At 39.5% G+C, this 12810-nt stretch carries 12 protein-coding genes and 1 pseudogene; 3 read left to right on the top strand and 10 right to left on the bottom strand.

All coding sequences use genetic code 11. The features are described from left to right. Positions 1–11: 11 nt before the first annotated feature. The 5 genes from KW850_RS03160 to KW850_RS03180 are packed head-to-tail and all read right to left on the bottom strand — an operon-like array spanning position 12 to position 5586. Complete coding sequence (locus tag KW850_RS03160) at positions 12–956, bottom strand: MTP-1 family protein (RefSeq protein ID WP_218346122.1); 945 nt, start codon at positions 954–956, stop codon at positions 12–14. After that, complete coding sequence (locus KW850_RS03165) at positions 934–2547, bottom strand: glycoside hydrolase family 13 protein (protein WP_218346283.1); 1614 nt, start codon at positions 2545–2547, stop codon at positions 934–936. The genes KW850_RS03160 and KW850_RS03165 overlap by 23 nt, the downstream gene beginning before the upstream one ends. 24 nt (positions 2548–2571) lie before the next feature. Next, the gene (locus KW850_RS03170) at positions 2572–3402 is read right to left on the bottom strand and encodes a carbohydrate ABC transporter permease (RefSeq protein ID WP_218346123.1); all 831 of its coding nucleotides are present in this window, start codon (positions 3400–3402) and stop codon (positions 2572–2574) included. Continuing rightward, entirely contained in the window at positions 3389–4267 is an 879-nt protein-coding gene (locus KW850_RS03175) for a carbohydrate ABC transporter permease (RefSeq protein ID WP_218346124.1), read from the bottom strand. The genes KW850_RS03170 and KW850_RS03175 overlap by 14 nt, the downstream gene beginning before the upstream one ends. Beyond that, positions 4267–5586, bottom strand: a complete 1320-nt coding sequence (locus tag KW850_RS03180) for an extracellular solute-binding protein (RefSeq protein WP_218346284.1) — start codon at positions 5584–5586, stop codon at positions 4267–4269. Before KW850_RS03180 ends, KW850_RS03175 begins: the two co-directional genes overlap by 1 nt. A gap of 467 nt (positions 5587–6053) precedes the next feature. Here KW850_RS03180 and KW850_RS03185 point away from each other — a divergent pair, with 467 nt between their 5' ends. The 3 genes from KW850_RS03185 (at position 6054) to KW850_RS03195 (ending at position 8585) form a co-directional block, all read left to right on the top strand. After that, positions 6054–7073, top strand: a complete 1020-nt coding sequence (locus KW850_RS03185) for a LacI family DNA-binding transcriptional regulator (protein ID WP_026564183.1) — start codon at positions 6054–6056, stop codon at positions 7071–7073. Positions 7074–7081: 8 nt separating this feature from the next. Then, a complete protein-coding gene (locus tag KW850_RS03190; RefSeq protein WP_308128743.1) occupies positions 7082–7603 on the top strand; it encodes an AAA family ATPase in 522 nt (173 codons plus the stop codon). A gap of 76 nt (positions 7604–7679) precedes the next feature. Next, positions 7680–8585, top strand: coding sequence for an aminoglycoside phosphotransferase family protein (locus KW850_RS03195; RefSeq protein ID WP_218346125.1), 906 nt, complete (start codon positions 7680–7682; stop codon positions 8583–8585). Positions 8586–9009: 424 nt separating this feature from the next. Here KW850_RS03195 and corA read toward each other — a convergent pair whose 3' ends face one another. The 5 genes and pseudogenes from corA to iolE form a co-directional block, all read right to left on the bottom strand. Next, positions 9010–9957 (bottom strand): magnesium/cobalt transporter CorA, encoded by a 948-nt coding sequence (gene corA, locus KW850_RS03200; RefSeq protein WP_218346126.1) that lies wholly within the window; start codon positions 9955–9957, stop codon positions 9010–9012. Between the two features lie 47 nt (positions 9958–10004). Beyond that, positions 10005–10742 carry a GNAT family N-acetyltransferase gene (locus KW850_RS03205; protein ID WP_218346127.1) on the bottom strand — a complete coding sequence of 246 codons (738 nt, stop codon included), beginning with the start codon at positions 10740–10742 and terminating at the stop codon, positions 10005–10007. Positions 10743–10997: 255 nt separating this feature from the next. Then, on the bottom strand, positions 10998–11786 hold the full coding sequence (locus tag KW850_RS03210) for a 5-deoxy-glucuronate isomerase (protein ID WP_218346128.1): 789 nt from the start codon (positions 11784–11786) through the stop codon (positions 10998–11000). 10 nt (positions 11787–11796) lie between these two features. Further along, positions 11797–11895: pseudogene (locus KW850_RS33080) on the bottom strand (class II aldolase); the annotation flags it as partial. A gap of 12 nt (positions 11896–11907) precedes the next feature. Beyond that, the gene (gene iolE, locus KW850_RS03215) at positions 11908–12804 is read right to left on the bottom strand and encodes a myo-inosose-2 dehydratase (protein ID WP_218346129.1); all 897 of its coding nucleotides are present in this window, start codon (positions 12802–12804) and stop codon (positions 11908–11910) included. Positions 12805–12810: the final 6 nt, after the last annotated feature.

The raw sequence follows: 12810 nt of genomic DNA on the forward strand, positions 1-12810 counted from the left end.
TTGTATCAGATTTACCGCTCGTATTGTAAAAACGGATCGACGATGGTAATTTTTTGGGCTTCTGCATCACTAATTCCTGCATAAATATCAGCTGTGCCATCGGGTTTTCGAACTAACCCACCACTAAAGACGACATCCACTAAGTCTAGTCGCTTCGATGGACCAGGAAGGAAATTGCTTCTAGTTGCGATTAACTCCATATCAGAAAATTCACCTGTTTCCGGATTAAGGGCAAATACCATTGGGTAATAGTGGCGGTTTCCTTCACCATCAAAGGAGGCAACATGCCCCAATACTCCAACAAGACCATTTGCTAAAAGATGCGGTTCGTTCGCTCCGCCCCATTCTTCCTCAATGAACTGCCCTTGAAGTAACGGCGCTTCGTTGACGACATCAATGGTCAGTTCAGATAATGAAGAGATCCGAGTCCAGCCAATTTTTCCTCTTCCGCCTTTTTCACCCTGAGGCCTTGTTAATACCCCAATGCTCCCATCTTTTAATTCCACAAGCCTGAGGTCTTTCATTCCGTCTGGACCTTTTGCAAATTCTTGTAAGCTTGCAATCGATGGACCTTTATAAAAGACTGTCCTCCAGCCAAGTTGTCCTTCATTCGTCGGGTGAGGGAAAATTTGGACGCCTCCTACTACTAGCTCTCCTGTGATTCGAGTAAAGAATGGATCTTGCAATTCCAGGACTGGCGCATTTTCTCTAGCTACCCACTCGCCGTTTCTCTCGACAAAGAAATATACATTGGAGTGTTCACTGTCACGTGATTCCACTCGTCCGGCAATGACAAGCTCGCCTTCATCTTCAAACGGTGCGCTAATATTATAGACATCATTTTCCCCAATGCCCGCGAATACAATTTTTTCCGGATTGATTGGTTGTGTTTTCGATTTATATTCCTCTAAAAGCTGTTCACATGTTTGAGCATTACCTTTCCTTAACAAGGTCATTTCCTATTTCCCCCTTTAGGATTATTGCTTCATTCGCTAAAATTGTTACGACGTTTTCTCGTTCCACCCTTGTTTGTTTTGTCGAAAGTAACAACTTCATAGTAGCTTCTACTTCAAGCGTTTTGGGTTGATCAGTGAAATTCAAAACTACTAATATTTTTTCAACTGAATCCGTTCTGACGAAATAGATCATTCCGTCTTCATTCCGTAAAAATTCATACTCTCCGAACTGTAGAGATGAATGTTCCTTTCGCAGCTTCAGCAATTTTTTATAAAAAGAAAGCATCGATTCCGGATTATTAATTTGTTCTTCAACAGTCACTTTGTTTGCATCCTTTGGAACCGTAATCCACGGCTGCCCCTCTGAAAAGCCGACATTGTCATGTGAATTCCATTGCATCGGGGTACGTGACTTATCTCGCGATTTTTCATTCGCAACAACTAGGGCTTCTTCAGGTGACTTACCCGCTTGTAATGCAAGCGTATAGCCCATGATCCCCTGAACATCTTTCATTTTCGATAGGTCGTCTGTAATCCAATCTCTCATCCCAATTTCATCACCAAAATAAATGAACGGAACACCCTTGGCTGTCAGCATCAAAGTAGCCACCAGTTTGGCCCGGTCCTCATCGCCGCCAAATCTTGAAATATGTCTGGACATATCATGACTAGAAAAGAATAAGGTTGGAATTTGCGCTGAATCATAGGTTTTCTCTGTTTCCACTAATTGCTGAAAGAGCCTATCCCTATCGAACTCACCCATACTCCCGATATTAAAATTAAACACCACATCTAATTTGTTAAGGCCCGAATAATGTTTTAGAATTTCCAAGTCCTCGGAACCAACCTCACCAACAAGAAATTTATCCGGATATTGATGAACAAACTCAGCAATTTCCTTAATAATCGCTATAATTCCTTCTTGGTCTTTATCGTATAAATGAATTTGTTCCTTTTTCTCCAAATCATATGGATTGTCCTGAAACGAATCGTTAACCTTTAAGAAATTGATGACATCCAGCCGGAAACCATCGACTCCCTTTTCAAGCCAAAATTTCATCACATCAAACATCGCCTGTTTCACTTCAGGGTTGGCCCAGTTTAAATCAACCTGTTCCTTCGCAAAGGCATGGTAATAATATTGATCCGTCCTAGCATCGTATTCCCAAGCCGGGCCGCCAAAGAAAGACAACCAATTATTCGGCATATCTCTCCAGATATACCAATCACGCTTCGGATGATCCTTTGAGGACTTTGACTCTTGGAACCATTGATGATCAGAAGAAGTGTGATTGAGTACTAAATCGGCAATAACCTTGATACCAATTTGATGTGCTTCATAAATAAACGTTTCAAAATCCTCCATCGTTCCATAATCTGGATCGATCCCATAATAGTCGGAAATGTCATAGCCGTTATCGACTTTAGGTGATGGATAAAACGGAGTCAGCCACAATCCGTCAATCCCCAATTCTTTAAGATAGTCTAGTTTTGAAGTGATTCCAGCAAAGTCGCCGATTCCATCCCCATTTCCGTCTTTAAAGCTGGGCATATAAATTTCATAAAAAGTCGATTGTTTCCACCATTTCACCATAATTTTAGAACTCCCATACTATTACTTAAGTGTAAATTGCATACCTTCTTGGAACTTTTTCGCGAAGAGCAAGAAGATAATAATGATCGGCATTGTTAATAACACAGCAGCCGCGTACATCGGCCCTGGATAGCCGCCGTAAGGACCGAACATTTGTGATAAAAGGACGTTCAGCGTTAGCATATTATCGCTTTTCGCGACTAACATATCCCATAACAACTCTGTCCATCTTTCCATAAACAAGAATAAGAAGATAACGGTCGTAATCGATTTCGACATTGGCAGGACGATTTTAAACATGATTTGCAATTCACTCGCACCATCCAATTTTGCCGCTTCAATAAATGTATCTGGTATCGCCTTAAAGAAGTTCGTATACATAAATACCGCCCATAAGCTGAGGGCTTTTGGTAAAATCATTCCCCAATAAGAGTCATACATGCCGATTCTTTGAATCACAAGGAACGTAGGGATTAACAAAATAATCGCCGGGAAAAACATTTGAAATAAAATAACGTTATTAACAGTATCTCTTCCTTTAAATGGAATTTTCGCTAATGCATAAGCAACCATTACCCCAGTTACCATCATTAAAAAGGTTGATGCACCTGAAACGATAAAACTGTTAAAAAACGCATTAAGCCATGGTCTTGGGATGACCGCTTCGCCTCCACCAAGCAGCCATTGATACGATTTCAAGCTGTACTCTGTTGGAATTAGCTTCTGATCTACTTGATCCCAAACAGCAAAAGAATTTAGCACCATATAAATATACGGAAAGATCATAATCAGTAAGAGAACAACGGCAATTAGGTAACGAAACAATAATCCGTTTTTCTTAGCTCCACCCATTTCGTTTCCCCCACATTTCTAAGAGTTTTCGAATGATAAATATTGAAATAAACGTTACTACTGACGCAATAATGGCAATCGCTGAAGCATAACCCGCTTGAAGATTCGAGAACGCTCTTGTAAAAATCTCCATTTGCCATGTATTGGTTGCAAAATTCGGTCCTCCACCTGTTAATTGATATACCTCTGTGAAAATACCAAACGTAACACCGATCGATAGGATTAATACTGTAAACAAAGCCGGGTACAGAAGCGGAAAGGTGATCTTCCAAAAACGCTGCCAGCCTGTTACCCCATCAATACTAGCTGCTTCATAAACTTCCTTATCAATACTCTCAAACCCTGACGTTAAAATCAGCGCATAGTAGCCAGTGAATTTCCAAGCGATAATCATCGCAACTACAAAGAGTGCCGCAAACGGTGTTCCAAGCCAGTTAATGTCTAATCCAAATGAGCCCCGCAAGAATTCATTCAATGGACTGTTGTAAGATAAAATCCCTTTAACGATAAATGACGATACAACCCCTGATGCTAAATACGGGAGGAAAAAACCAATTAAAAACAATCCTTTAAATTTAGGTAGTCCTTGAACGATTAAAGCAACGATAATCGATGATGCCACTACTAACGGTACAAATACGGCCATAAATTTAAAGGATACAAAAAATGCACTCTGGACACCTGGGCTTTTGAAAGCCTGCATGTAATTATCAAATCCAACGAAAGTAAAAGTTGGAGCAATTAAATTCCAATCAGTTACCGATAAAAACAGTGACCACACTAGTGGAATCAGAAAGAAAACGACCGCATATATAAGATAAGGACTGGCAAATAGCCAGCCCATCCTTCCTTGCTTTGTGCTCATTATTTCAGAGCCCCCTCAATTGCTTCTTGCATGTCCTTCCAGGCAGTTTTTGGATCTTTCTCACCTTTTACCACTGGATTGAAAGCATGTTGACCAATTAAAGTCTGGATATCATTGTATTTTGAGTTATCCATCGGCGGGATACCGTTTGGAACGGCGGCTGCATATGGTTGTAATGCTGGATTTTTGTCAAAGAACGCTTTAAACGCATCGTTTGATGTTAAATCATCACGGGCAGGTGGTAAGCTTGTCTTTTCAAGCCATTTCACATCATTTTCAGGTTTTGAATACACCCACTTCATGAATTCCATCGCTGCTTTTTGTTCTTCTTTTGTCGCAGAAGCGTAAACAACTAGACCTTTTGTATCAGCAAACGTTTTAACATTGGTTGTATCCATACCATCTGGAACAGGTGGTGCTGCTAAAGTATACGTTTCGTTGAATTTCATATCTGGGAATTTTTCTGCCCAGTATGGAATAGTCCAAGGACCAACATCGACGAAGATTCCTAAGCCACTTTCAAACGGATCTTTAGCCTGTCTTGTTAATAAGGCATTGGATTTACGAAGATCATCCATTAAACCAAGAACCTGTTCGCCGGCTTTTTGATCGCCAGTGAATTTCGTTCCTTCCACAAACTTGTTACCGTTTGACGCTGCATCATACAACATGAAGAAGTCGAACCATCTTTTCCAAGCTGTTGGATCGGCTAGGTCTGCTTTTGCCCATAGATATTTATCAGGATATTTTGCTTTTAATTTCTTCGCTACATCTAGCATTTCGCTATAGGTTTTTGGCGGCTCGTTGTAGCCAAGCTCTTTTAAGATGTCTAATCTCCAGCCGAATAACATGGCATTGGAGTAAATTGGCAATACGTATTGGTGACCGTCAGCAAATTCCCAGCCCTTCATTGTTTCAGTCATATTACGGCTTTTCTTTACATCATCCCAGCCGTCTAACGTATCTAAAGGTACAAGCGCTTTACTTTCAGATAATTGAGCGGCAAACCCACGGTTAATATTTTCAGACATGGTAGGCGCGCTTTTACCAGCAATCGCAGATTGGATACTCGCTTCAGATGTTGGGCTTTCCTTCATCGGACTTACATTAACTTTGATCTTAGGATTTTCCTTTGTAAACTCTGCTGCGACATCCTTCCAATATACTTGCTGTGTTGGGTTAGGAGCAGCCCAGAATTCAATTGTTGTTACTCCATCTTTTTTTCCTGTTTCTTGCTCTTTGTTGTTACCTGTAGAACAGGCAGCAAGACCAGAAACAGTAAGAGAAGCTGCAAATAAGATTGATGCCGCTTTTTTCATTTTCATCTTATATTCCTCCATTGTTTAATATCTAATCCAAACACTTGCTATAAAAATAGTAATGCCCTAAACAACATGTTAAACACTCATTTTTTTTTTTTTATCCCATGATGCATTTACCTAATTTGACAGCGCTATCATTGAGCTTTTAAAAAAAGTATAATAGTTGTAATCACAGTCAAAAATAGACTATTTAACCGAAATCCCTCATTTCTCAACAGCAATGATAGAATTACAAAATTAGAAATAATTATTCAATAACGTTATTACTTACCTTACAAACGTAATTATTACACCTTACTTCCATGATGTCAATCATTAATTACTAGAATTCTAAAGTCGAAAGTAAATTACTTACCATATTTGTCATCTACACCACTCTTGTAATTGTTACCTTGTAACGTTACAATATAATTACAAACAATGACACTTTATTATTAAGATATAGATTAAGGGAGAACAAAGAAATGGAAAAAAAAGTGACCATGCAGGATATAGCTGATCGGTTAAATATCTCGAAAAACTCGGTTTCCCAAGCATTATCTGGAAAGCCGGGAGTTAGTGAAGATACCCGAAGGCTTGTACAAAATACTGCCGATGAATTAGGTTATTCCTATTCTAATAGTAGGAATCAAAAGCAAGTTGAAAAAAAGACACTAAAAAACATCGCTCTAATTGCTTCTGATTATGCTTTTTCACTTAAAAGCTTTTTTGGTGAAATTTACTTAAGTGTTGAAAAAGAGCTTAGAGCTCGCGGGATGAATTTGTTTATTGAATCGATTGATAGCGAAGCCAAAAATAATTTAACGCTGCCTTCCTTATTAACAAATCACGAAATTGATGGCATTTTAATCCTATCTCATATCAGTACCGACTATATTTCTACGATAATAAATACTGGTATCCCTACTGTATTAATTGATCATCATGAACCGTACCTAGAGGCTGATTCGATCCTGACAAATAATCGGTTCGGAGCCTACACTGCTGTAGAACATTTAATTCAATTAGGGCATCGCGAAATAGCGTTTGTAGGTAATGTGGACATTTCTCCTAGCTATCAAGAAAGATTAGAAGGATACCTGCTAGCTTTAAAAAGATACGGGATAAGCCCTAATGAAGATTTTATATTAACAAACACACAGGAAAATCAGCATGATATCCATTTATTTCTTAACGGCCTTCAAGACATGCCTTCAGCATGGTTTTGTGTGAATGACGGTAAAGGTTTCCTAGTTACATCCATTTTGCAGCAAAGAGGTTTCAAAGTACCCGAAGATGCCTCTGTATGTAGCTTTGATAATGGGCAATTGTCACAAATTGCAACCCCTATGATTACAACAATGGATATCGATTTAAATTATTACGGTAAAAAGGCAGTCGAACAACTTTGCTGGAGAATGGAAAACAAAGAAGAACCGATCCAGGAAATCCTGTTACCAACCAAATTAATCATAAGAGAGTCCACTGCTAAGAAAAAACAATAATCATCGGAGTGAATCATTTGAAAACCATTTATATTATTTCTGGACCTTGCGGAGTGGGTAAATCCACTCTTGCAAAAGAACTAACTCGAACAGTAAAGAAAAGTGCCCTTATTAAAGGAGATGACTTCCTCTCCATGTTTGAGGAAGGCTCTGCGCCACCTTGGGAAGAAAATCTTGTCATTATGTGGAAAAACATACTTTCGGTTACACAAACATTGATCCAACATGATTACAATGTGATTATCGATATTGTTGTGGAAGATGAGTTAGAGTGGTTCTGCAATCATTTTGCTTATCTGAATCTGAAGATGAAGTATATAGTCTTACGAGCAGATGAGAACAAGTTAATTGAACGTTTAAATAAGCGCGGAGATCAATTTTTAATTGACCGCTCCTTATTTTTGCTAAATCAACTTGAGAATTCACCAGCAAATACGAAACATCTTTACGACACCACTCATAAAAATCCGGCTGAAGTTTTAAAGGATATTATGAATTCTTCTCATTTTGATTTAGATATTTCTAAATAAACGTTTTACGCCGCTTTCTGATAAAAGCATGCTTTATATATGTTTTTTAGAAACGCATTCACTAGGAGGTTCCTTCATGACCAATTCAAATCATGCACCAGAAATCAACCTATCTCTCGTGAAACGGTTGATTTCCGGGCAATTTCCGCAATGGACAAACCTTTCCCTTGAACCGTTCAACTCCTCCGGGACGGAGAACGCTATCTATCGGCTTGGTGAGGATATGTTCGTGCGATTACCCCGAGGCGATTGGGCCATCCAGCAGGTCGAGAAGGAGCAGCGGTGGCTGCCAATCCTTGCCCCGCACCTACCGCTTACCATCCCTGAACCGCTAGCGTTTGGAATGCCCGCCGAGGGTTATCCCTGGCGCTGGTCCGTGTATCGATGGATCGAGGGTGAGAACGCGATTATAGGGCACATTGACAATCCATACCAAGCGGCGACCGAACTGGCTCAATTCGTAACTGCCCTGCAGCAGATCGATCCCGACGGCGGTCCACCCCCAGGGCATCACAACTTTGGACGCGGCCTGCCACTGGCAATGAGAGACGATGGTGTCCGCGAAGCAATTTCAAATCTGCACAACACGATTGATACCGATGCGGCAACCCTAGCGTGGGAAGCAGCTCTCCAGACACCCGTGTGGGACGGACCGCCCGTCTGGATCCACGGAGATCTCCTTCCTGGGAACCTGCTTGTCGAGCAAGGGAGACTCACTGCTGTCATCGACTTCGGTGGCCTTGGCGTGGGAGATCCCGCAACTGACTGGATGTTCGCGTGGAATTTGCTTTCTGTCGAAAGCCGGGAAATGTTGCGTGCAGCGAATTCAGTTGACGACTCAACCTGGGCACGAGGGCGCGGCTGGGCATTGTCAGTAGGACTGATTGCTCTTCCTTACTACCAAAACAGCAACCCCGTGTTCGCCGGTGTAGCCCGCCGCCTAATCGATGAGGTCCTCGCCGATTACAAGAAAGGCCTATGATTTGAAGTTACTTTACTGAAAAGTTGTTGCTTTTTATAAAAGGGAAAAATTAGGATTTACAGTAATCAGACAATCCCCAAAGATTCCGTTACCAGGCACATCTAAAAGCATAAGGTTACTCTTACGCTAAAATCCAACAGCAGTGAAGCGTTATTAGTAGATAATCTAGCCCTTCAACCAGTTGTTGAATACGCCACATTCGCCAAGGGAAATGGTGAATCCTATAAACTGGAACGACATTTGGTAAAAGGGAAGAATAAATTAAAGTTCCAGCCAAAAAATAAATAACCTAATTTCCACTTAAAGCAAACACCCTTGTCTACTTCTTGGACAAGGGTGTTTGCTTATTTTACTAGATTATTTACTTTGCATCGTAGAAATATATTTTTTAACAACCTCATAAACATTCTTCATTGGTTGTTGGTTATTTTTTAAATAACCAGCCTTTTTTGTAAAACCATAAAATCATTACAGTTACTATTATCGCCATAACCCCTAGCGTGAAAAAATAGCCGTATTTCCAATGTAACTCTGGCATATGATCAAAATTCATTCCGTACACTCCCACAATAAATGTAAGTGGCATAAAAATGGTTGTTATAACGGTTAGTGTCATCATAATGGAGTTCATTCGATTGGATTGAATGGACATGTAATTCTCCCTCATATCCGAAGTAACGTCTTGATTATTAGCAATCATATCCGTTAACTTCAGCATGTGATCATATATATCGGAAAAATAATGGTGAATTTGTTTTGTGTCCTGAATCCGCTTAGAGTTTATCATCCGGTATAACAAATCTCTCATCGGAATGATCGTTTTCCGCAAACGAATCAGATCTCTGCGAATCTCATAAACCTCTTCGATGATTTTTTTGCTGCTTGCTTCCTTCTCTTCATATTCATTTAGTTTATCCTCAATTTGATGCAAAATTGGAAAATAGCAATCTACTAATTCATCAATAATGCTATGAAGAATATATAACGGTCCCACTTTTTCCATTTCTTTACTTGCAGATAATTTTTGCTTGACCATGTCTATCGCCTGATCCTTCTCCTTATGAAAAGACACGACGTAGTTTTCTCCTACAAAAACATCTATCTCCTCGCACCTTATTGTTTTACTTAATGAATGCAAAATAAAGAAAAGGACGCCATTATAATGATTCATATTGGGGCGCTGGATAAAATGCAGACAATCCTCAATCGCCAAGGGATGAAAGTGGAAAAATTCACTTAACAACTTTGTTTCCTCATTAGTTGGTTCCTCAAAATCCACCCAATAAAATTTGAATCGATCGGACCTTAATTCCTCCATCTTTACATCTATTATCAACTGGTTATCTTGTGTAATAGCATAGGTAAAAATCATTCATAAACCTCACTTTATTCAAACTATGGGCATGACTGGCACGGGTATTATTCTAACCAGTAACAGCCTCTCACAATTGCATTTATTTCCTCATATCCAGCTTTTTTATATACTTTTATTGCATTAGGATTATGAGCATATAAATAACTTACTGTTTTTAGTGTCTTATCATTAAAATCAGTAATAAAGTTAATTAATTGGCTGCCATAACCCTTACCTCTTTTATCTTTTTTAGTAAATACATCATTTACCCTAGAAATATCATTCTTGTGGTACAAGGAAGCTATACAAACTAATTCTCCATCAACGTATCCACCAAACAAATAAAAATTTTCGTTATCTATCGACTTTAACAGAGATTTATACCCCCACTCACCTTGTTCTTTATCAGAGCAGAGTAATTCATTTATTGTTTCATCTATATGGATTAACCTTTTAACATGAAGGGTCTGAGGAATATCTATTATTTTTTTATTTTTTTGGACAAAGAAACAAATTTTATCTAGTGATTTCTTAAATCCTTTACTTTCTAAATATTGACCAACTTTACTTATATTTCTTGAAAATGTATACACTCGTGGAGTTATAGCTATTGATTGATAAAAATTCACAATATCATTTATTGCGAATTCATAGTCAGAATCATCATTAATGAATGCATGATTGCTATCATATGATAAAGGATTACTTTTATCATAAAAGATTCTACCAAAAGGTTTTTCTATAACTTTAGATTGAACCTCTGCAAAATTATTTTCAAATTTTATTATTTTGTCTATTAACATTTTTATATCCTCCGAGTAGTTAAATGCTTTATCTTCCTAACTAAACTTACCTATTTATATCTTTTAAGCAGGAATTTTGCAAACTTGGCCTTTCACTTTTCATCTACCCATAAGCTTAGGACATCGATAGTTCGGACACATAGATCCATGAACAATAAGAGCAAAAAAACCGTAAGAAACTATCTCACGGTTTTCAGAGGGGGCTGGCCCCATATCTATAGAAGATATATTTTTTTACGAAAGGTGGCTACAATCTCATTTTTCAGGCCAGATTTTCGCGTCTGGCTCGAGCAGCCATTTATGCTCTTCCTCCATGATCCGGTCAGTCCAAGGATTGTTTTTGAGATGGCGAATCATCCAGCAAAAGTACATCGCATAACCTGGTGCAGTTGCTTGCGGATGGTCAAGATCACCTGGAATCGTAATATAGCTGTTATGTTCGACACGATAAGCTTCGGACCCAACCATTGCACATCCAAAGCCTTGAGGCTTATCAAAACGGTAGTAATATACCTCAGGCTGATCATGGTGATGCGGCGGATAGCTGGACCAGCGGCCAGGGTAGGAAATAACCTCTCCAATTACCAAATTGGAATAAGGAGCATTATTATAATCAAAAATAGTACGGATCACACGCTCAGCCGTTCCGTCCCAAACTCCTTCTCCAGCAATCGTGCTCTCGCAATCCTCCGGAGTATATAACTTCGCTTCAAATCGTTTCTCATTATCCGTTTTTTGAACTAGTATCTCACTGCTCTTAAGTGCAGTGACCCTCACTTCTACCTCTTTTGGTATATGCAGACACCACGGATTTTCTTCAAATACACTGTCGCGCTTAATCTCACGGGATTCGCCGTTCCATTCTATGCGGACAGTTCCCTCAAGAAGAAGGATGGCAGTTTCTTTGCTACCGTCAAATAGCGACTCTACTTCACTCTCAGCCAACGTGTAAATACCGATATCCTGCATCATATCGGGATGTTTGCTTTCCATATCAGCTATCGTAGTATAGCCATGTTTGAATTCACCAAGTTTTTCATACATATATATTGTCTCCCTTCACCATTTCAATACTCGCTACACTGAAGGCACCTACACCGTATTGATTCTCCTCAGCGTGTGCCAAGATATCTTTCATCTTTACTAATGTCATGGTCGTTCTCCTTTACAGTCCACTCGTTTCACGAATATATTTTCGTGCTTTTAATGCATATTCAAATGGGTTAGCAACTGCAGGGTCCTGTTCAGCCTCTACAACAAACCAGCCTTTATAACCAGCAGTATCTAATACTTCAAAAACTGGTTTAAAGTCAATGACTCCGTCTCCAGGCACCGTAAATACTCCATCTTTAACGGCTTGTAGAAAGCTCAATTTCCCTTCACGAATCGTATTAGCCACATCTATTCGTACGTCTTTTAAATGAACATGATGAATACGACTCATATGTTTATTTAGTACGTGTAAATGATCTTCACCGGAAAAAACAAGATGGCCTGTATCGTATAGAAGTGATACTTTATTAGGATCCGTTTCCGCCATCAAGCGGTCAATTTCATCTGTCGTTTGGATCCCTGTACCCATGTGATGGTGATAGACAATTTTCATCCCTTTTTCAGCTCCGAGGTCGCCCAGAAGATGTAACCCTTTGACTAAAAGCTGCCATTCTCCTTCTGTAAAAACAGGCTTATGATCAAATAGCGCTGTCTCCATTTGACCTTGAATGCTATTGCCTTGTTCAGAAACGACAATGACTTTCGCACCCATTTCATGTAAAAAGTCTCGATGTTTGATAAATTCCCTTGTTGTTTCCTCATATGGTTTAGAGGTTAAAAAGCTGCTAAACCAAGCACTCGCGATTTCTAAGCCCCGAATTGACAATGCTTTTTGTAAAACCTCTGGAATTCGAGGGTATTTATTGCCGACCTCGCTGCCGGAAAATCCTGCAAGCGCCATTTCACTAATACATTGCTCGAATGTCACATCACCGCCAAGCTCTGGCATATCATCGTTTGTCCATCCGATTGGCGCAATCGCCAACTTAACTTGATCTCCCTCAAACATCCTCGT

Source organism: Bacillus sp. sid0103, from assembly GCF_019219025.1.